The 18908-nt window shown below is 60.7% G+C and carries 19 protein-coding genes and 3 tRNA genes; 20 read left to right on the forward strand and 2 right to left on the reverse strand.

Going from position 1 to position 18908, the window contains the following annotated elements; all coding sequences use genetic code 11:
- Positions 1–35 precede the first annotated feature (35 nt).
- Positions 36–434, reverse strand: coding sequence for a hypothetical protein (locus ACIPSK_RS21925; protein ID WP_162117237.1), 399 nt, complete (start codon positions 432–434; stop codon positions 36–38).
- Between the two features lie 99 nt (positions 435–533).
- A tRNA-Val gene (locus tag ACIPSK_RS21930) sits at positions 534–609 on the reverse strand.
- Positions 610–1013: 404 nt separating this feature from the next.
- Between ACIPSK_RS21930 and ACIPSK_RS21935 the strand changes: the two genes are divergently transcribed.
- From ACIPSK_RS21935 to ACIPSK_RS22030, 20 genes are all read left to right on the forward strand, one after another.
- Positions 1014–1090, forward strand: a tRNA-Asp gene (locus ACIPSK_RS21935).
- Positions 1091–1174: 84 nt separating this feature from the next.
- Positions 1175–1251, forward strand: a tRNA-Asp gene (locus ACIPSK_RS21940).
- A 246-nt stretch (positions 1252–1497) separates the two neighbouring features.
- Positions 1498–1863, forward strand: coding sequence for an NADH-quinone oxidoreductase subunit A (locus ACIPSK_RS21945; protein WP_010055493.1), 366 nt, complete (start codon positions 1498–1500; stop codon positions 1861–1863).
- Entirely contained in the window at positions 1854–2438 is a 585-nt protein-coding gene (locus tag ACIPSK_RS21950) for a NuoB/complex I 20 kDa subunit family protein (protein WP_003547368.1), read from the forward strand. Before ACIPSK_RS21945 ends, ACIPSK_RS21950 begins: the two co-directional genes overlap by 10 nt.
- Before the next feature lie 18 nt (positions 2439–2456).
- On the forward strand, positions 2457–3059 hold the full coding sequence (locus ACIPSK_RS21955) for an NADH-quinone oxidoreductase subunit C (protein WP_017963848.1): 603 nt from the start codon (positions 2457–2459) through the stop codon (positions 3057–3059).
- 51 nt (positions 3060–3110) lie between these two features.
- Positions 3111–3467, forward strand: coding sequence for a four helix bundle protein (locus ACIPSK_RS21960; RefSeq protein ID WP_162117282.1), 357 nt, complete (start codon positions 3111–3113; stop codon positions 3465–3467).
- 79 nt (positions 3468–3546) lie between these two features.
- Positions 3547–4737 carry an NADH-quinone oxidoreductase subunit D gene (locus ACIPSK_RS21965; RefSeq protein ID WP_018241591.1) on the forward strand — a complete coding sequence of 397 codons (1191 nt, stop codon included), beginning with the start codon at positions 3547–3549 and terminating at the stop codon, positions 4735–4737.
- The gene (locus ACIPSK_RS21970; protein WP_017963850.1) at positions 4737–5006 is read left to right on the forward strand and encodes a hypothetical protein; all 270 of its coding nucleotides are present in this window, start codon (positions 4737–4739) and stop codon (positions 5004–5006) included. Before ACIPSK_RS21965 ends, ACIPSK_RS21970 begins: the two co-directional genes overlap by 1 nt.
- Before the next feature lie 16 nt (positions 5007–5022).
- Entirely contained in the window at positions 5023–6189 is a 1167-nt protein-coding gene (locus tag ACIPSK_RS21975; RefSeq protein ID WP_162117238.1) for an NADH-quinone oxidoreductase subunit E, read from the forward strand.
- A gap of 10 nt (positions 6190–6199) precedes the next feature.
- A complete protein-coding gene (gene nuoF, locus ACIPSK_RS21980) occupies positions 6200–7504 on the forward strand; it encodes an NADH-quinone oxidoreductase subunit NuoF (RefSeq protein WP_162117239.1) in 1305 nt (434 codons plus the stop codon).
- A 2-nt stretch (positions 7505–7506) separates the two neighbouring features.
- On the forward strand, positions 7507–8175 hold the full coding sequence (locus ACIPSK_RS21985; protein ID WP_162117240.1) for a 5' DNA nuclease: 669 nt from the start codon (positions 7507–7509) through the stop codon (positions 8173–8175).
- Between the two features lie 218 nt (positions 8176–8393).
- Complete coding sequence (nuoG, locus tag ACIPSK_RS21990) at positions 8394–10475, forward strand: NADH-quinone oxidoreductase subunit NuoG (protein ID WP_162117241.1); 2082 nt, start codon at positions 8394–8396, stop codon at positions 10473–10475.
- A 12-nt stretch (positions 10476–10487) separates the two neighbouring features.
- Positions 10488–11531: an NADH-quinone oxidoreductase subunit NuoH gene (gene nuoH, locus ACIPSK_RS21995; protein WP_162117242.1), complete on the forward strand. Its 1044-nt coding sequence runs from the start codon at positions 10488–10490 to the stop codon at positions 11529–11531.
- A gap of 40 nt (positions 11532–11571) precedes the next feature.
- Positions 11572–12063: an NADH-quinone oxidoreductase subunit NuoI gene (gene nuoI, locus ACIPSK_RS22000; protein WP_003547385.1), complete on the forward strand. Its 492-nt coding sequence runs from the start codon at positions 11572–11574 to the stop codon at positions 12061–12063.
- A 144-nt stretch (positions 12064–12207) separates the two neighbouring features.
- Positions 12208–12822, forward strand: coding sequence for an NADH-quinone oxidoreductase subunit J (locus ACIPSK_RS22005; protein ID WP_033180330.1), 615 nt, complete (start codon positions 12208–12210; stop codon positions 12820–12822).
- Positions 12823–12845: 23 nt separating this feature from the next.
- The gene (gene nuoK, locus ACIPSK_RS22010) at positions 12846–13154 is read left to right on the forward strand and encodes an NADH-quinone oxidoreductase subunit NuoK (RefSeq protein ID WP_027685143.1); all 309 of its coding nucleotides are present in this window, start codon (positions 12846–12848) and stop codon (positions 13152–13154) included.
- 7 nt (positions 13155–13161) lie between these two features.
- A complete protein-coding gene (nuoL, locus tag ACIPSK_RS22015; protein WP_162117243.1) occupies positions 13162–15162 on the forward strand; it encodes an NADH-quinone oxidoreductase subunit L in 2001 nt (666 codons plus the stop codon).
- Entirely contained in the window at positions 15162–16673 is a 1512-nt protein-coding gene (locus tag ACIPSK_RS22020) for an NADH-quinone oxidoreductase subunit M (RefSeq protein ID WP_162117244.1), read from the forward strand. The genes nuoL and ACIPSK_RS22020 overlap by 1 nt, the downstream gene beginning before the upstream one ends.
- Before the next feature lie 18 nt (positions 16674–16691).
- Positions 16692–18137, forward strand: a complete 1446-nt coding sequence (gene nuoN / locus ACIPSK_RS22025; protein ID WP_018484027.1) for an NADH-quinone oxidoreductase subunit NuoN — start codon at positions 16692–16694, stop codon at positions 18135–18137.
- Positions 18137–18901 carry a biotin--[acetyl-CoA-carboxylase] ligase gene (locus tag ACIPSK_RS22030; protein ID WP_162117245.1) on the forward strand — a complete coding sequence of 255 codons (765 nt, stop codon included), beginning with the start codon at positions 18137–18139 and terminating at the stop codon, positions 18899–18901. Before nuoN ends, ACIPSK_RS22030 begins: the two co-directional genes overlap by 1 nt.
- The last annotated feature ends 7 nt before the right edge of the window (positions 18902–18908 follow it).

Raw genomic sequence — 18908 nt, forward strand, 5'->3', positions numbered from 1 at the left:
GACGGCGAGGCATGCCCATCACCCCAAAAACATGGTCACATCTGCGTCAGAGAAAATGAGAAGGCGCATCGCGCGCCGCTCATAAATGAAACCCGGTTTTGGAAAAACGAAAATGTATATTCATCGCCACTTTGACCGCTGTCTCTGAAAGACGCGGGGAACCGGCTGATTGTGCTTAAGACGCCGCGCTGGCTGGCTTTGCTGATTTCCAGGCTGCAGGCTGAATTGTCGGCATCGACCGAAAAATTAATCGGCAGATCCGACGGCATTCTCAGGAGATAGGTCCTGGCTTCACGGGCCGGGGTTTCTCCCGAGGTCTTGATCGTCTGGTCCCCGGCAGACAGGAAAACCTCTTGGGCCGGCTCTTTGGCAATGCACGGGGGCGCAGCCACGCTGGCGATAAGCAGCGCAGAGATTTTGATAGCGATTTTCATGAAGTGTCTCCTGACGAAACACCTTGCGCAGATCGTGACCGGATTAGCGAACTAATTCGGAATCCCAATCTGATGAACAAGCAGCGGGAACTTTAGAAATGGTGGGCGATGACGGACTCGAACCGCCGACATCCTCGGTGTAAACGAGGCGCTCTACCAACTGAGCTAATCGCCCATCGCAAACGAAGCCGGATCGGCCTGCCGCGTTGGTGGCCGTGATCTATGCGGATCGAGGCAAAACCGCAAGAGTGTTTGTGAAGATTTTTTGATTTTTTTGGTGGTGGTCCCATGTCTTGCAATGCTGCTTAGGCTGGGCTCGGCTGTGGAAAAGTGAGGGGAGGGCGGCGAGCACTCCCGTTACGAAGGCGTTGCGACTGCGGCTGAGCATCGCTGCGGAAGACGGAAGCGCCGGCTTTTGTTCGTCTGGCACCCAACCCGCCGAAACAATTCACCGACTGTCATTGTTTTGTCTCCAAACCTGCTTGACACTAAAAGGCGAACCCCGTAGTTAGCCGCTCATCGAAACGGGCAGCCGTTTTGGAGAGGGTGCCAAGGCATCCGGACTGCTTGAAATGAATTGCGGGTGTAGCTCAGTTGGTTAGAGTGCCGGCCTGTCACGCCGGAGGTCGCGGGTTCGAGCCCCGTCACTCGCGCCATTTCAAGTCTTGTAAAACGCAAATGCGATTTGTCGTTTGTCCGGATTTCCTAATCCTCGCGGCCGTAAAATGGCCGGTCAATGCGCGGGTGTAGCTCAGTCGGTTAGAGTGCCGGCCTGTCACGCCGGAGGTCGCGGGTTCGAGCCCCGTCACTCGCGCCATCTCTTCCGAAAGCCATGCAGTTTCCAGTGGTCAGCCATGCGCGCTGAAGCGGCTTGCACGGATTTGTCGCGACATCGTTGCACCTGCTTGATAATGTCCGCGCGACACGCGTCGAATTGCCTCCGTAAAAGTCTTGCGCCGAGGCCTCGGCTGCGCTAACCACGGCTTGTTGCAACGCACATTCGCTTGCCGGGCATTTGCCCAAATGCGCCGCCTGGCGTCTCCGGCAAGCAGGGATGAACATGATGACTGAACTGCTCAGTTCTTATATTCCGATCGCTATCTTCATTGCTATTGCGCTCGTTATCGGCCTGGCGCTGCTCATTGCGCCGTTCGCCGTGGCGTTCAAAGCGCCCGATTCGGAAAAGCTCTCGGCTTACGAGTGCGGCTTCAACGCTTTCGACGACGCCCGCATGAAGTTCGACATCCGTTTCTACCTCGTGTCGATCCTCTTCATCATCTTCGACCTCGAAGTCGCCTTCCTCTTTCCCTGGGCCGTGTCTTTCGGCGCCATCGGCTGGTTCGGCTTCTGGTCCATGATGGTCTTCCTTCTCGTGCTGACCATCGGCTTTATCTATGAATGGAAGAAGGGAGCCCTGGAATGGGAGTAGCCCCTGTGAGCAATCAGCCGCTTGTGGCCCAGCAGCCCAAGGGGATCATCGATCCCTCGACCGGCAAGCCGATCGGCAGCAACGACCCGTTTTTTGGCGAGATCAACAACGAGCTTGCCGACAAGGGGTTTCTCGTCACCTCGACCGACGAGCTGATCAACTGGGCCCGCACCGGCTCGTTGATGTGGATGACCTTCGGTCTCGCCTGCTGCGCCGTCGAAATGATGCAGCTGTCGATGCCGCGTTATGACGTCGAGCGCTTCGGTTTTGCGCCGCGCGCCTCGCCGCGCCAATCCGACGTGATGATCGTCGCCGGCACGCTGACCAACAAGATGGCGCCGGCGCTGCGCAAGGTCTACGACCAGATGCCCGAGCCGCGTTATGTCATCTCGATGGGCTCCTGCGCCAATGGCGGCGGCTATTATCACTATTCCTATTCGGTGGTGCGCGGCTGCGACCGCATCGTGCCGATCGACATCTACGTGCCGGGCTGTCCCCCCACGGCAGAGGCGCTGCTCTACGGCGTGCTTCTGCTGCAGAAGAAGATCCGGCGTACCGGCACGATCGAACGCTAAGGGTTAAGGACAAGGCATATGAGTGAAGCCCTGACTGAGCTTGCGTCCTACCTTGGCGAAGCGCGCGGCAACCTGATCGCCGCATCGCAGATGAAGTATGGCGAACTGACGCTGACGACGACGGGTGAGAACCTGATCGCCCTGCTGACCTTCCTGCGCGACGACGCCAAATGCGGTTTCGTCAACCTGATCGATATTTGCGGGGTCGATTGGCCGCAGCGCGAGCTGCGTTTCGACGTCGTCTATCACCTGCTGTCGCCGAAGAAGAACCTGCGCATCCGCGTCAAGGTCGCGACCGACGAGGATACGCCGGTTCCGTCGGCCTGCCCGGTCTATCCGGGCGCCGACTGGTTCGAACGCGAGACCTGGGACATGTATGGCGTGCTCTTCACCGGCCATCCGGACCTGCGCCGCATCCTGACCGACTACGGATTCGAAGGCCACCCGCTGCGCAAGGACTTCCCGACGACCGGTTTCGTCGAGGTTCGCTATGACGATGCGGCAAAGCGCGTCGTTTACGAGCCGGTCGAACTGAAACAGGAATTCCGCAATTTCGACTTCATGTCTCCCTGGGAAGGCACGGAATATGTGCTGCCGGGCGATGAGAAGGCGAAGCCGTAGCGGCGAATAGTGAGTAGCGAATAGCGAATAGTTGGAAGGGGCGGGCAGACGATAAACTCCTACAAGGATCTTAAGGTCTGGCAGATTGCGATCGATCTCGCGGTGGATTGTTATCAACTGACCAGAAAATTTCCCAGGGAGGAGGTTTACGGTCTGACAGCTCAGATACGCAGGGCGGCGAGTTCGATCGCAGCCAATATTGCTGAAGGACACGGACGTGAGGTCACGGGAAGTTTCATTCAGTTTCTGCGTATCTCTCAAGGTTCGTTGAAGGAATTGGAAACGCATATGCTCATTTCTCATCGCATCGGCCTGACCGACGAGAGTGAGTTCAGGCAGATGACCGGAAAGTGCGACGAGACCGGACGAATGATTCGGGCGCTGATACGGAGTCTCCAGGAGAAGTAATGAGACCGAACGAAACTATTCGCTATTCGCCATTCGCTATTCGCTTGATTGGCAACGCGTTTGGCATGGAGCACGCAGCATGACCGAACATAACGTCCGCAACTTCAACATCAACTTCGGACCGCAGCATCCGGCGGCGCACGGCGTTCTTCGTCTTGTCCTGGAGCTTGACGGCGAAATTGTGGAGCGTGTCGATCCGCATATCGGCCTTTTGCATCGCGGCACCGAGAAGCTGATCGAGACCAAGACTTATCTTCAGGCCGTGCCCTATTTCGATCGGCTCGATTACGTCGCGCCGATGAACCAGGAACATGCCTATGCGATGGCTGTCGAAAAGCTGCTCGGCATCGAGATCCCGATTCGCGGCCAGCTGATCCGCGTTCTCTATTCGGAAATCGGCCGCATCCTCTCGCATCTTCTGAACGTCACGACGCAGGCCATGGACGTCGGCGCGCTGACGCCGCCGCTCTGGGGCTTCGAAGAGCGTGAAAAGCTGATGGTGTTCTACGAGCGCGCCAGCGGCTCACGCATGCACGCCGCCTATTTCCGTCCGGGCGGCGTCCACCAGGATCTGCCCGAACAGCTCGTGCAGGATATCGGTAACTGGTGCGACCCGTTCCTGAAGGCGCTCGACGACATCGACAACCTATTGACCGGCAACCGCATCTTCAAGCAGCGCAACGTCGATATCGGCGTCGTCTCGCTGGAGGAATGCTGGGCCTGGGGCTTCTCCGGCGTCATGGTGCGTGGTTCGGGTGCGGCCTGGGATCTGCGTCGCGCCCAGCCCTATGAATGTTATTCCGATCTCGAATTCGACATCCCGATCGGCAAGAATGGCGACAACTACGACCGCTATCTGATCCGCATGATCGAGATGCGCGAATCCGTCCGCATCATGAAGCAATGCGTCAACCGCCTGCTCTCGGATGCGAAGACCGGTCCCTTCTCGTCGATCGACGGCAAGGTCGTACCGCCGAAGCGCGGCGAGATGAAGCGCTCGATGGAAGCGCTGATCCACCACTTCAAACTCTATACCGAAGGCTACCATGTGCCGGCCGGCGAGGTTTATGCCGCCGTCGAGGCGCCGAAAGGTGAGTTCGGCGTCTATCTCGTCTCCGACGGCACCAACAAGCCCTATCGCTGCAAGATCCGCGCGCCGGGTTACGCCCATCTGCAGGCGATGGACTTCATGTGCCGCGGTCACCAGCTTGCCGACGTCGCGGCCGTGCTCGGCTCGCTCGACATCGTCTTCGGCGAGGTGGACCGCTGATGCAGCTTCTGCTGGCCATCGCAATTCTTCTTTCGGCATCCGGGGTTTCGGCTCAGGACTCCGATAGTCTCGGCACGCCGCTGGGCCGTAAGGAAGAGACGCCGCCGGCGCAGCAATCGTCCATGGGCGAGCTTTTGTCCAAGGGCTATCAGATCAAGGCTGCCATTCCGAACGGCAGCAAATTCGTAGTGTTTCTGCAAAAAGACCAGTCGGCCTATGCCTGCGAAATGCAGTCTTTGACCGCTTCGCGGTGTGGAACCCTAAACTGACAAGGCGTGAGGAAGAATGTCCGTTCGTCGATTAGCCGAAGATCAATTCCAGCCTGCCGCATTCGCCTTCAGCGATGAGAATGCGGTCTGGGCGGACAAGACGATCCAGAAATACCCCGCCGGCCGCCAGCAATCGGCGGTCATTCCGCTGTTGATGCGGGCGCAGGAGCAGGACGGCTGGGTCACGCGCGCGGCGATCGAAAAGATCGCCGACATGCTCGACATGGCCTATATAAGAGTGCTCGAGGTCGCGACCTTCTATACGCAGTTCCAGCTGCATCCGGTCGGCACCCGCGCTCACGTCCAGGTCTGCGGCACGACGCCCTGCATGCTGCGCGGCTCGGAAGCGCTGATGTCGGTCTGCAAGAGCAAGATCCATGCCCATGCCTTCGAGCGCAATGCCGAAGGCACGCTGTCCTGGGAAGAGGTCGAATGTCTCGGGGCCTGCGTCAACGCGCCGATGGTGATGATCGGCAAGGACACCTATGAAGACCTGACGCCCGAGCGTCTCGAAGAGATCATCGACATCTTTGCTGCCGGCAATGGCGCCAGCATCAAGCCCGGCACCCAGATCGATCGGGTGTTTTCGGCGCCCGAAGGCGGCCTGACCTCGCTGACGACCGAAGAGCCGAAGGCAAGGACGCGCGCCAAGAAGGCCGACGCCGAAACCGTGTCGGCTCCGGTCGACCGCGCTCCCGTTCCGCCCTCCGAGGCCGGCCGCGCGAAAAGCACCGATGCCGAAACCAATGCCGCCCTGAAGACGCCGGCAACGGCGCCGAAGGCGGCTGCGAAAAACGCAAAGGCAGCCGAGCAGCAGCCGATATCGGGCACTGGGGCTGCCGAACCGGCGCCGAAAGCTGCCGTCAAAGCGGAAGCTGCCCCCGCGGCAAAGCCCGCTCTGACCGACAAGAATCGGCCGGTCGGCATCGAAAAGCCCGCCGCACCGGATGATTTGAAGATGATCTCGGGTGTCGGCCCGAAGATCGAGGCGACGTTGAACGAAATCGGCATCTTCACCTTCGCGCAGGTCGCAGGCTGGAAGAAGGCCGAACGCGAATGGGTCGACGGCTATCTGAATTTCCGCGGCCGCATCGAGCGCGACGACTGGGTCAAGCAGGCCAAGGCGCTCGCCAAGGGCGGGGAAGCGGAATATATCAAGGTCTTCGGCAAGAAGCCGCGGTAAGAGGTGAAGCATGTTACAAGATAAAGACCGCATCTTTACCAACATCTACGGCCTCAAGGACAAATCCCTGAAGGGCGCGATGAGCCGCGGCCATTGGGACGGCACCAAGCAGATCCTCGAAAAGGGGCGCGACTGGATCATCAACGAGATGAAGGCGTCAGGCCTTCGCGGTCGTGGCGGCGCCGGCTTCCCCACAGGCCTCAAATGGTCCTTCATGCCGAAGGAAAGCGACGGCCGCCCGCACTACCTCGTGGTCAACGCCGACGAGTCCGAGCCCGGCACCTGCAAAGACCGCGACATCATGCGCCACGATCCGCATACGCTGATCGAAGGCTGCGTCGTTGCGAGCTTCGCGATGGGCGCCAATGCGGCCTATATCTACGTGCGCGGCGAATATATCCGCGAGCGTGAAGCGCTGCAGGCGGCGATCGACGAATGCTATGATTATGGCCTGCTCGGCAAGAACAACAAACTCGGCTGGGACATGGATATCTTCGTCCATCACGGCGCCGGCGCCTATATCTGCGGCGAAGAAACCGCGCTGCTCGAAAGCCTCGAAGGCAAGAAGGGCCAGCCGCGCCTGAAGCCGCCGTTCCCGGCCAATATGGGCCTCTACGGCTGCCCGACGACGGTCAACAACGTCGAATCGATCGCTGTCGCGCCGACGATCCTGCGCCGCGGCGCCGGCTGGTTCTCGGCCATCGGCCGTCCAAACAATGTCGGCACCAAGCTGTTCATGCTCTCCGGCCACGTCAACAAGCCGTGCACGGTCGAAGAGGAAATGGGCGTCACCTTCCGCGAACTGGTCGACCGCCATGCCGGCGGCATTCGCGGCGGCTGGGACAACCTGCTTGCGGTCATTCCGGGCGGCGCATCCTGCCCGATCGTTCCGGCCAAGGACATCATAGATTGCCCGATGGATTTCGACGGCCTGCGCGGCGTCGGTTCTTCCTTCGGCACGGCTGCCGCGATCGTCATGGACAAGTCCACCGACGTCATCAAGGCGATCGCCCGTATCTCCGCCTTCTTCAAGCATGAGAGCTGCGGCCAGTGCACGCCCTGCCGCGAAGGCACGGGCTGGATGTGGCGCGTGATGGAGCGGATGGCCAAGGGCAATGCCCAGAAGCGCGAAATCGACATGCTGTTCCAGGTGACGAAGCAGATTGAAGGTCACACCATCTGTGCGCTCGGCGATGCCGCCGCATGGCCGGTGCAGGGTCTGATCCGTAATTTCCGTCCCGAGATCGAAAAGCGTATCGACCAGTATACGGCAAGCGCGCTCGATCACGGTGCGGTTCTGGAGGCGGCTGAATAATCATGGCGGACAACGCATCCAAGGGTGGGAAGAAGGAAGAAGTCGCCGATTTCGCGGCCGGTTTCGGCCGTCTAGCCGCCGAGATGCTGGAAAATGCACGGGCGATGCCGGTGCATCCGCTGATGGCGCAGCCCGCGGCAGCCTTTGCCGCCGCAACGGCGATCGGATTCGGTATCTCGACCCAGATGGCCGGCGCTTTCTTCGGTGCCTGGCACAGCGCCCTGGAAACCACCGGCAAGGTCGCGGCCGCACTCGATGACACGCCGCCGGACGAGCCGATGCCCGATGTCGATATCCGGCCGGAGAATATTCGCTCGCAGGTCAAGGCTTACACCAAACCGCCGGCCGAGAAGAAGGCAAAGCCGACACTGACTGTTGTCAGGTCGATCAGCGCGCCGATATCCGTCAGCCAGCCAAAGCCGGCAGTTAAGGCAAAACCGGTTGCGCGGGCAGGAAAGGCAGACGATCTCAAGCTGATGGCCGGCATCGGCCCGAAGCTGGAGCAGGTGCTGAACGCCAAGGGCATTCGCAGCTTCGCCGAGATTGCCGCCTGGACCGACGAGGAAATCGCCCGGCTCGACGCCGAACTCGGCTTCAACGGCCGCATCGGCCGTGACGACTGGATCGGTCAAGCAAAAGTTCTGGCGGGGCGGGGCCGCAGGAAGAAATGAACTGTCCGGCCGTGTCGATCGGCCGGAAAGATGGGCGGGTCGGCGGACGGGCGGGGGCCTCAAGATGCCGGTGCGGGTTCCGGATCTGGAACGCGCGACAGAGAATTTGAGCGACATCAGCTGCCGGCAGGACGAAAGATCCGGCTTGGCAATGAGAGTGCTGCAAAAATAGGTTTGTTTGCCGTCATCAGGCAAACGGGAAACAGGACTGAGCGACGATGGCAAAACTGAAGATTGACGGCAACGAGATCGAAGTTCCGGATCATTACACGCTATTGCAGGCGTGCGAGGATGCTGGTGCCGAGGTTCCGCGCTTCTGCTTCCATGAGCGCCTGTCGGTTGCCGGCAACTGCCGCATGTGCCTTGTCGAGGTGAAGGGCGGCCCGCCGAAGCCGCAGGCTTCCTGCGCCATGAGCGTGCGCGATATCCGCGGCGGCCCGAACGGCGAACTGCCCGAGGTCTTCACCAACACCCCGATGGTCAAGAAGGCCCGCGAAGGTGTGATGGAATTCCTGCTGATCAACCATCCACTGGATTGCCCGATCTGCGACCAGGGCGGCGAATGCGACCTGCAAGACCAGGCGATGGCCTTCGGCATTGACACCTCGCGCTATCAGGAAGACAAGCGCGCCGTCGAGGACAAGTATATCGGGCCGCTGGTCAAGACGGTGATGAACCGCTGCATCCACTGCACGCGCTGCGTCCGCTTCACAACCGAGGTCGCCGGCATTTCCGAGCTCGGCCTGATCGGCCGCGGCGAGGATGCGGAGATCACCACCTATCTCGAACAGGCGATGACCTCCGAGCTGCAGGGCAACGTCGTCGACCTTTGCCCGGTCGGCGCGCTCACCTCGAAGCCCTTCGCCTTTACCGCGCGCCCGTGGGAATTGAACAAGACCGAATCGATCGACGTCATGGATGCCGTCGGTTCGGCGATCCGCGTCGACACCCGCGGCCGTGAAGTCATGCGCATCCTGCCGCGCGTCAATGAGACGATCAATGAGGAGTGGATTTCCGACAAGAGCCGCTTCATCTGGGACGGCCTGAAGACCCAGCGCCTCGACCGGCCCTATGTTCGCCGCGACGGCCGCCTGCAGCCCGCCACTTGGGCCGAAGCCTTCGGCGCCATCAAGGCCGCCGTCGGCGCAACCTCGGGTGACAAGATCGGCGCGATATCAGGCGACCTCGCTTCCGTCGAGGAAATGTATGCGCTCTCCGAACTGGTGAAGTCGCTGGGGTCGGCCAATCTCGACTGTCGCCAGGATGGGGCGGCACTCGATCCGTCGCTCGGCCGTGCAAGTTATCTCTTCAACCCGACCATATCCGGCATCGACCAGGCCGATGCGCTATTGATCATCGGCGCCAATCCGCGCTTCGAGGCGGCCATCCTCAACGCCCGCATCCGCAAGCGCTGGCGCCGCGGCAAGTTCCCGATCGGGGTGATCGGCGAGCGTGCTGAACTGCGCTACAGCTATGATTACCTCGGCGGCGGTCCCGACACGCTGAAGGATCTGGTCGACGGCACCCACGCCTTCGCGGACGTGCTGAAGAACGCCGCCAAGCCGATGATCATCATCGGCCAGGGCGCGCTGTCGCGCACCGATGGCGCCGGCGTTCTCGCCAGTGCTGCCAAGCTCGCCGGCTCGGTCGGCGCGGTCGTCGAAGGCTGGAACGGCTTTGCCGTCCTCCATACCGCTGCCGCGCGTGTCGGCGGCCTCGACCTCGGCTTCGTGCCGGGCGCCAAGGGCGTCAATGCCGCCGAGATGCTGACGGCGATGGACGTGCTCTTCCTGCTCGGCGCCGACGAGCTCGACTTCACCGCCAAGAGGGCCAAGCTCACCATCTATATCGGCTCGCATGGTGATAATGGCGCGCACCATGCCGACGTCATCCTGCCGGCCGCAGCCTATACCGAAAAGTCCGGCACCTGGGTCAACACCGAAGGCCGCGTCCAGATGGGCAACCGCGCAGGTTTTGCGCCGGGTGACGCCCGCGAGGACTGGGCGATCATCCGTGCCCTTTCCGACGTGCTCGGCAAGAAGCTTCCCTTCGATTCGCTCAGCGAATTGCGTGTCCGGCTCTATGCCGCTTTCCCGCATTTCGCCGCCATCGACGAGATCGCTGAAACCGATAGCGCCCAAATTGCCGCAGTTGCGAAAAAAGCCGGCAGGATGAACAAATCCGGGTTTGCGTCGCCGGTGAAAGACTTCTATTTGACGAACCCGATAGCGCGTGCCTCGGCTGTCATGGCGGAGTGCTCGGCATTGGCCCGCAACAACTTCAAAGTCGCGGCAGAGTAAGGGCAGGGGACTATGGATTCTTTCTTTTCAAGCTATGTCTGGCCGGCGATCATCATGATCGGTCAGTCGCTGCTGCTTCTCGTCTGCCTGCTCGTCTTCATCGCCTATGTGCTGCTCGCCGACCGCAAGATCTGGGCGGCCGTGCAGCTGCGCCGCGGCCCGAACGTCGTCGGTCCCTTCGGCCTGTTCCAGTCCTTCGCCGACCTTCTGAAGTTCGTCTTCAAGGAGCCGATCATTCCAGCCGGCGCCAACAAGGCGGTGTTCCTGCTTGCCCCGCTGGTGACGGTGCTTCTGGCGCTATCCACCTGGGCGGTGGTACCGCTGGCCGACGGATGGGTGATCGCCAACATCAATGTCGGCATCCTCTATATTTTCGCGATCTCCTCGCTCGAGGTTTACGGCATCATCATGGGCGGCTGGGCTTCGAACTCGAAGTATCCGTTCCTCGGCGCGCTACGCTCGGCGGCACAGATGGTGTCCTATGAAGTCTCGATCGGCTTCGTCATCGTCACCGTGCTTCTCTGCGTCGGCTCGCTGAATCTGACCGATATCGTCAATGCGCAGCATACCGGCCTCGGCACCATGCTCGGCCTGCCGGCGTCGTTCCTCGACTGGCACTGGCTGTCGCTCTTCCCGATGTTCATCATCTTCTTCATTTCGGCACTTGCCGAGACGAACCGCCCGCCCTTCGACCTTCCGGAAGCCGAATCGGAACTCGTCGCCGGCTTCATGGTCGAATACGGCTCCTCGCCATACATGATGTTCATGCTCGGCGAGTATGCGGCCGTCTGCCTGATGTGCGCGCTGACGACGATCCTCTTCCTCGGCGGCTGGTTGCCCCCGGTCGATATCTGGATCCTCAACTGGGTCCCCGGCATCATCTGGTTCACACTGAAGGCCTGTCTGGTGTTCTTCATGTTCGCGATGGTCAAGGCCTTCGTTCCGCGCTACCGCTACGACCAGCTCATGCGCCTCGGCTGGAAGGTCTTCCTGCCGCTGTCGCTCGCCATGGTCGTCATCGTTGCATTCGTGCTGAAACTGATGGGTTGGGCATGATCATGTCCGCTCTCGTTTCCGGCAAAATTGGAGGTTGAAGATGGCAAGCTTGTCCGGCTCCATCAGCTCGCTGTTTCTCAAGGAATTCGTCGGCGCGTTCTTTCTGTCGATGCGCTATTTCTTCCGCCAGAAGGCGACGATCAACTATCCCTTCGAAAAGGGTCCGGTTTCCCCGCGTTTCCGCGGCGAGCATGCGCTGCGCCGTTATCCGAACGGCGAGGAACGCTGCATCGCCTGCAAGCTTTGCGAGGCGATCTGTCCTGCCCAGGCAATCACCATCGAGGCGGGGCCGCGCCGCAATGACGGCACGCGCCGCACGGTCCGTTACGACATCGACATGGTGAAGTGCATCTATTGCGGCTTCTGCCAGGAAGCCTGCCCGGTCGATGCGATTGTCGAAGGCCCGAATTTCGAATTTGCGACGGAAACCCGCGAAGAGCTCTATTTCGACAAGGCGCGGCTTCTGGACAACGGAGACCGATGGGAGCGCGAAATCGCCCGCAACATCGCGATCGACTCGCCGTACCGCTGATTGAGATTTTGAAATGCCGCGATGGAGCTTAAGTGCTCCTGTCGTGGTCAATATGCACAGGAGCTTTGCCGGTTAGCACCAGCGAAAGCTCCATCGGGCAGGGAAACTCCCGGCTGCCCGGGGGAAGATGAAAAAGGCACCAACATGGGTCTGCAGGCTCTATTTTTCTATCTTTTCGCCTTTGTCGCGGTGGCGTCGGCGTTCATGGTCATCTGGGCGAAGAACCCGGTTCACTCGGTTCTGTTCCTGATCCTGGTGTTCTTCAACGCGGCCGGCCTCTTCCTGCTGGCCGGTGCCGAATTCCTGGCGATGATCCTGCTCGTCGTCTATGTCGGCGCCGTCGCCGTTCTCTTCCTCTTCGTGGTGATGATGCTCGATATCGACTTCACCGAACTGAGGGCCGGCGTTCTCGAATATGCGCCGATCGGCGGGCTGATCGGGGTGATCCTGGCGGCCGAACTGATCGTCGTCATCGGCGGCAGCGTTATCTCGCCTGAGATCGCCAAATCAGTCGCCATGCCGATCCCGGCGTTGAGCGAGCGCACCAATACCGCCGCTCTCGGCGACGTGCTCTACACCAACTACGTCTATTTCTTCCAGATCGCCGGTCTGGTGCTCCTGGTCGCGATGATCGGCGCGATCGTGCTGACGTTGAGACACCGCACCAACATCAAGCGGCAGAATATTCCGAGGCAAGTTGCCCGCACGCCCGCCACCGCCGTCGAGGTGGTTTCGGTCAAGCCCGGGCAGGGCGTCTAAAGGCAGGTCAAGGAACAAAGAACATGGTCATCGGACTTTCCCACTACCTGACGGTCAGCGCCATCCTCTTCACGCTCGGCGTCTTCGGCATCTTCCTGAACCGGAAGAATGTTATCGTCATCCTGATGTCGATCGAACTGATCCTGCTTGCCGTCAACATCAACATGGTCGCCTTCTCCCACTTCCTGAACGACATCGTCGGCCAGGTCTTCGCGCTGTTCATCTTGACAGTCGCGGCTGCCGAAGCGGCGATCGGTCTTGCAATTCTCGTTGTCTTCTACCGCAACCGCGGCTCGATCGCGGTCGAAGACGTCAATATGATGAAGGGCTGAGTGGCTCATGTTCCTCTATAAGGCTATTGTCTTTCTTCCGTTGATCGGTGCGATCGTCGCCGGCCTTTTCGGCCGCGCGATCGGCGCCAAGGCTTCGGAATATGTCACCAGCGGCCTGATGATCATCGCTGCCATCCTGTCCTGGGTCGTCTTCTTCACCGTCGGCATGGGTCACGCCGAAGGTGGCCCGATCAAGGTCGAGGTGCTACGCTGGATCCAGTCCGGCGGCATCGACGCCTCCTGGTCGCTGCGTGTGGATACGCTGACGTCAGTCATGCTGATCGTCGTCAACACGGTCTCGACGCTGGTGCACGTCTATTCGATCGGCTACATGCATACCGATCCGCATCGTCCGCGCTTCTTCGCCTATCTCTCGCTCTTCACCTTCGCCATGCTGATGCTGGTGACAGCTGACAATCTCGCCCAGATGTTCTTCGGCTGGGAAGGCGTCGGTCTCGCTTCCTATCTGCTGATCGGCTTCTGGTTCAAGAAGCCGTCGGCGACGGCTGCGGCGATGAAGGCCTTCATCGTCAACCGCGTCGGCGACTTCGGCTTCGTGCTCGGCATTGCCGGCGTCTTCGCGCTGTTCGGCTCGATCAACCTCGACACGATCTTCGCCAATGCCTCGAACTTCGCCCCGCATGAAGGCGGCGGCGAAGCGGGCGAGGTGATCCTCAATCTCTTCGGCATGCAACTCGACAAGGCGCATGCACTGACCGGGATCTGCCTGCTGCTCTTCATGGGCGCGATGGGCAAGTCGGCGCAGTTCCTGCTGCACACCTGGCTGCCGGACGCCATGGAAGGCCCGACTCCGGTCTCGGCCCTTATCCATGCCGCCACCATGGTCACCGCCGGCGTCTTTCTCGTCGCCCGCATGTCGCCGCTTTTCGAACTGTCGCCGGATGCGCTGGTTGTCGTCACTGTCATCGGCGCGATCACCGCCTTCTTTGCGGCAACCGTCGCTCTCGTGCAGAACGACATCAAGCGTGTCATCGCCTATTCCACCTGCTCGCAGCTCGGCTATATGTTCGTGGCACTGGGAGCCGGGGCCTATGGCGCAGCGATCTTCCATCTCTTCACGCACGCCTTCTTCAAGGCGCTACTCTTCCTCTGCGCCGGCTCGGTTATCCATGCCGTCGATGGCGAGCAAGACATGCGCTACATGGGCGGCCTGTGGCCGCATATTAAAGTTACCGCCGTGCTGATGATCATCGGCACGCTGGCGATCACCGGTTTTGGCATTCCCTTCACGCCGATCGGTCTTGCCGGATTCTTCTCCAAGGACGTGATCATCGAGGCGACCTATGCATCGCATTCGCCGGTCGCGGGCTTCGCCTTCGCGTTGCTGGTCATCGCGGCTCTCTTTACGAGCTTCTATTCCTGGCGCCTGATCTTCATGACCTTCTTCGGCAAGCCGCGCGCCTCGCACGAGGTGATGCACCACGTCCACGAGTCGCCGCAGGTCATGCTGGTGCCGCTCTATCTCTTGGCGATCGGCGCGGTAGTTGCCGGCGTGATCTTCGAAGGCCGGTTCTACGGCGAGGAATATGCCGAGTTCTGGAAGGGGGCGCTCTTCACAGGCGCCGAGAACGAACTCGTCGAAGAGTTCCACCATGTTCCGGCGCTCGTCGGCTTGAGCCCCTTCATCGCCATGGTTCTCGGCTTCGTCACCGCCTGGTACATGTATATCCGCTCGCCGCAGACGCCGCGCATCCTCGCGCAGCAGCACCGCGTGCTTTACCAGTTCCTGTTGAACAAGTGGTATTTCGACGAACTCTATGATTTCCTCTTCGTCCGCTCCGCCAAGGCGCTCGGTCGCTTCCTGTGGAAGAAGGGGGATGTCGGCGTCATCGACACCTACGGCCCGAACGGCGTCGCCGCCCGCGTCGTCGCCGTCACCGATCGCGTGGTCCGCCTGCAGACCGGTTACCTCTATCACTACGCCTTCGCCATGCTGATCGGCATTGCGGCGCTCGTTACCTGGATGATGCTCGGGAGTTCCTTCTGATGACCGATTGGCCTATTCTTTCAACGGTCACCTTCCTGCCGCTCGTCGGCGTGGTGCTCCTGCTATTGATGAACGGCGAGAGCGAAAGCGGTCGCAAGAACGTGCTGTGGATCTCGCTGATCACCACCGTCTTCACCTTCGTCGTTTCGCTCTTCATCTGGACCGGCTTCGACAACGCCAATCCAGGCTTCCAGATGCTTGAGAAGCATGACTGGCTCGGCACCGGCATCGGTTACCACCTCGGCGTCGACGGCATCTCGATGCTGTTCGTCATCCTGTCGACCTTCCTCATGCCCTTCTGTGTGCTGGCGAGCTGGCTCTCGATCGAGAAGCGCCTGAAGGAATACATGATCGCCTTCCTCATCCTCGAAACGATGATGGTCGGCGTCTTTGTCTCGCTCGATATCGTGCTGTTCTACGTCTTCTTCGAGGCGGGCCTCATTCCGATGTTCCTGATCATCGGCGTCTGGGGCGGTAAGGACCGCGTCTATGCGAGCTACAAGTTCTTCCTCTATACGCTGCTCGGCTCGGTGCTGATGCTGCTCGCCATCATGGCGATGTACTGGCAGGCCGGCACGACGGATATCACCGCGCTGCTCGCCTACAAGTTCCCGCCAGCGCTTCAGACCTGGTTATGGCTTGCCTTCTTCGCCTCCTTCGCGGTCAAGATGCCGATGTGGCCGGTCCATACATGGCTTCCCGATGCCCACGTTCAGGCGCCGACGGCAGGCTCGGTGATATTGGCCGGCGTGCTGCTGAAGCTCGGCGGCTACGGTCTCATCCGCTTCTCGCTCGGCATGTTCCCGGTCGCGTCCGATTATTTCGCGCCGCTCGTCTTCGCCATGTCCGTCATCGCCATCATCTATACCTCTCTGGTGGCGATGATGCAGGACGATATCAAGAAGCTGATCGCCTATTCCTCCGTGGCCCACATGGGCTATGTGACCATGGGCATCTTTGCCGCCAACATGCAGGGCGTTCAGGGTTCGATCTTCCAGATGCTGTCGCACGGCATCGTCTCCGGCGCACTCTTCCTCTGCGTCGGCGTCGTCTATGACCGTACCCATACCCGCGAGATCAACGCCTATGGCGGCCTCGTCAACAATATGCCGAAATATGCCGTGGCGATGATGGTCTTCACCATGGCCAATGTCGGGCTTCCCGGCACGTCGGGCTTCATCGGCGAATTCCTGACGCTGATCGGCGTCTTCCGCGTCAACACCTGGGTAGCGCTCTTTGCCGCCACCGGCGTCATCCTCTCAGCCGCCTACGCGCTCTGGCTTTATCGCCGGGTGATCTTCGGCGCGCTGGAGAAGGAAAAGCTGAAGGCGCTGCTCGATCTTTCCAGACGCGAACAGCTGATCCTCTACCCGCTGGTTGCGCTGACCATCTTCTTCGGCGTTTATCCGGCTCCGGTCTTCGATGCGACGGCCGCCTCGGTGGATCTGCTGGTCAACAATTACACGGCCGCCGTGCACGCAGCGCAGAATGTTGCGCTGTCTATGAAATGATGACGGGACTTATTGGACATGACCGCTGAAACAATTCTCCTCAGTCTGCATCTTTCCGCGCCGGAGCTCATCCTCGCGGTCGGCGCCCTTGTCCTGTTGATGGTCGGCGTCTTCTCCGGCGAGCGGTCGGGCCTTGTCGTCACCGGCTTGGCGATCGTCCTGCTCCTGGCCTCCGGCCTGTGGCTGCTCTTCGTGCCGGCAGAAGGCCTTGCCTATGGCGGCGTCTACATGGCGGACGGCTTCTCGCGCTTCATGAAGCTGGTGGCGCTGATCGGTTCGCTGGTTGCCATATTCATGTCGATCGGCCACGCCCGTGAAAATCAGCTCGACAAGTTCGAGTTCCCGGTTCTCCTGGTGCTTGCGACCCTTGGCATCCTGCTGATGATCTCGGCCAACGACCTGATCTCGCTCTATCTCGCGCTGGAACTGCAGTCGCTCGCGCTCTATGTCGTCGCAGCGATCAACCGTGACAGCCTGAAGTCGACCGAAGCCGGCCTGAAATATTTCGTCCTCGGCGCGCTTTCTTCCGGCATGCTGCTCTACGGCATGTCGCTGGTCTATGGCTTCACCGGCCACACCCACTTCTCCGAAATCGCCCAGGCGCTGTCCGTCGAAGGTGCGCGTTCGCTCGGCCTGATCTTCGGCCTGGTCTTCATCCTCGCCGGCATCGCCTTCAAGATCTCCGCCGTTCCCTTCCATATGTGGACGCCGGACGTTTATGAGGGCGCGCCGACGCCGGTGACCGCCTTCCTGGCCGCAGCCCCCAAGGTTGCCGCCATGGCGATGATGACCCGCATCGTCATCACCGCCTTCCAGCCGGTTCTGGCGGACTGGCAGCAGGTCGTCGTCTTCATCTCGATCGCCTCGATGCTGCTCGGCTCGTTTGCCGCGATCGGCCAGAAGAACATCAAGCGGCTGATGGCCTATTCCTCGATCGGCCACATGGGTTATGCCCTGGTCGGCCTTGCCGCCGGCAACCAGACCGGCGTCACTGGTGTCATGCTTTACATGGTCATCTACATGGTCATGACGCTCGGCAGCTTTGCGATCATCATGTCGATGCGCCGCAAGGACGGCACCGTCGTCGAGAATGTCGACGATCTCGCCGGACTCTCCACAACGAACCCGTTTATGGCCGTGGTGCTGACGGCGCTGATGTTCTCGCTTGCCGGCATCCCGCCGCTCGCCGGCTTCTTCGCGAAGTACTTCGTCTTCGTCGCCGCCATCGAAGCCAAGCTCTATGCGCTCGCCATCATCGGCGTTCTCGCCTCGGTCGTCGGCGCTTACTACTATCTGCGTGTCATCAAGCTGATGTGGTTCGATGAAGCCACAGGCGAATTCGCCCGTGTCTCCGGAGCGCTGCGTCTGGTCTTCGGTCTCTCCGGTCTCTTCGTCACCGCCTATGTCCTCATCGGCGGCCCGATCGGCGGTGCGGCAGAGCTTGCCGCTGCGACGCTCTTTTGATGGCTGCCGACGGACGGCGCCGGATATCGCTCGGCGATTTCAGGCACGAGGCTCTGTCGGAAACATCGTCCACCAACAGCGAATGCCTCGCCCGGGCTCGGGCGGGCGATGGCGGCAATCTCTGGGTGACCGCCGAGAGGCAGACGGGCGGCCGCGGCCGCCGCGGCAGGCTCTGGGTTTCCGAACGCGGCAATCTCTACGCTTCTCTTCTTCTGATCGACCCGGCCCCGATGGAGCGCCTTGGCTCCCTGCCGTTGGCGATCGCCGTTGCCGTGCACCAGGCGATCCGCAGGATGCTGCCGCTCGGTGCCGAACCGCTCGAGGTCAAATGGCCGAACGATATTCTCATCGGCCGAAAGAAGACCTGCGGCATTCTCGTCGAAGGCGAGCGGCTGCCGGACGGACGTTACGCGCTGATCGTCGGCATCGGCATCAATATCTCTGTGATGCCGGACAATCCGCTCTACCCCGTCACCTGCCTGCGCCAGCAGGGAAGTACGGCGTCGCCGGAGGAGCTCTTCGCGCATCTCTTCGCCGCCACGGCGGAGGTGCTTGAAATATGGGACCAGGGCCGTGGCATCGGCGAGATCACGGCGCTCTGGCGCGCGATCGCCTGCGGCATCGGCGAAAAGATTACGGTCAATTTGCCGGACCGATCGATTTCCGGACAATTCGCCGGAATTGATGATAATGGCTTGTTGATGCTCGATACCGGCGCTGGCAGGATAATGCCCATTGCTGCCGGTGATGTGTTTTTTGGATAGCGGAAAA

It is taken from the genome of Rhizobium sp. LARHSG275, from assembly GCF_052871115.1.

What these genes read in the sequence shown, in the direction of transcription:
- ACIPSK_RS21925 (WP_162117237.1), bottom strand. Translation starts at nt 434, where the DNA reads ATGAAAATCGCTATCAAAATCTCTGCGCTGCTTATCGCCAGCGTGGCT.
- ACIPSK_RS21945 (WP_010055493.1), top strand. Translation starts at nt 1,498, where the DNA reads ATGACTGAACTGCTCAGTTCTTATATTCCGATCGCTATCTTCATTGCT.
- ACIPSK_RS21950 (WP_003547368.1), top strand. Translation starts at nt 1,854, where the DNA reads ATGGGAGTAGCCCCTGTGAGCAATCAGCCGCTTGTGGCCCAGCAGCCC.
- ACIPSK_RS21955 (WP_017963848.1), top strand. Translation starts at nt 2,457, where the DNA reads ATGAGTGAAGCCCTGACTGAGCTTGCGTCCTACCTTGGCGAAGCGCGC.
- ACIPSK_RS21965 (WP_018241591.1), top strand. Translation starts at nt 3,547, where the DNA reads ATGACCGAACATAACGTCCGCAACTTCAACATCAACTTCGGACCGCAG.
- ACIPSK_RS21970 (WP_017963850.1), top strand. Translation starts at nt 4,737, where the DNA reads ATGCAGCTTCTGCTGGCCATCGCAATTCTTCTTTCGGCATCCGGGGTT.
- ACIPSK_RS21975 (WP_162117238.1), top strand. Translation starts at nt 5,023, where the DNA reads ATGTCCGTTCGTCGATTAGCCGAAGATCAATTCCAGCCTGCCGCATTC.
- nuoF (WP_162117239.1), top strand. Translation starts at nt 6,200, where the DNA reads ATGTTACAAGATAAAGACCGCATCTTTACCAACATCTACGGCCTCAAG.
- ACIPSK_RS21985 (WP_162117240.1), top strand. Translation starts at nt 7,507, where the DNA reads ATGGCGGACAACGCATCCAAGGGTGGGAAGAAGGAAGAAGTCGCCGAT.
- nuoG (WP_162117241.1), top strand. Translation starts at nt 8,394, where the DNA reads ATGGCAAAACTGAAGATTGACGGCAACGAGATCGAAGTTCCGGATCAT.
- nuoH (WP_162117242.1), top strand. Translation starts at nt 10,488, where the DNA reads ATGGATTCTTTCTTTTCAAGCTATGTCTGGCCGGCGATCATCATGATC.
- nuoI (WP_003547385.1), top strand. Translation starts at nt 11,572, where the DNA reads ATGGCAAGCTTGTCCGGCTCCATCAGCTCGCTGTTTCTCAAGGAATTC.
- ACIPSK_RS22005 (WP_033180330.1), top strand. Translation starts at nt 12,208, where the DNA reads ATGGGTCTGCAGGCTCTATTTTTCTATCTTTTCGCCTTTGTCGCGGTG.
- nuoK (WP_027685143.1), top strand. Translation starts at nt 12,846, where the DNA reads ATGGTCATCGGACTTTCCCACTACCTGACGGTCAGCGCCATCCTCTTC.
- nuoL (WP_162117243.1), top strand. Translation starts at nt 13,162, where the DNA reads ATGTTCCTCTATAAGGCTATTGTCTTTCTTCCGTTGATCGGTGCGATC.
- ACIPSK_RS22020 (WP_162117244.1), top strand. Translation starts at nt 15,162, where the DNA reads ATGACCGATTGGCCTATTCTTTCAACGGTCACCTTCCTGCCGCTCGTC.
- nuoN (WP_018484027.1), top strand. Translation starts at nt 16,692, where the DNA reads ATGACCGCTGAAACAATTCTCCTCAGTCTGCATCTTTCCGCGCCGGAG.
- ACIPSK_RS22030 (WP_162117245.1), top strand. Translation starts at nt 18,137, where the DNA reads ATGGCTGCCGACGGACGGCGCCGGATATCGCTCGGCGATTTCAGGCAC.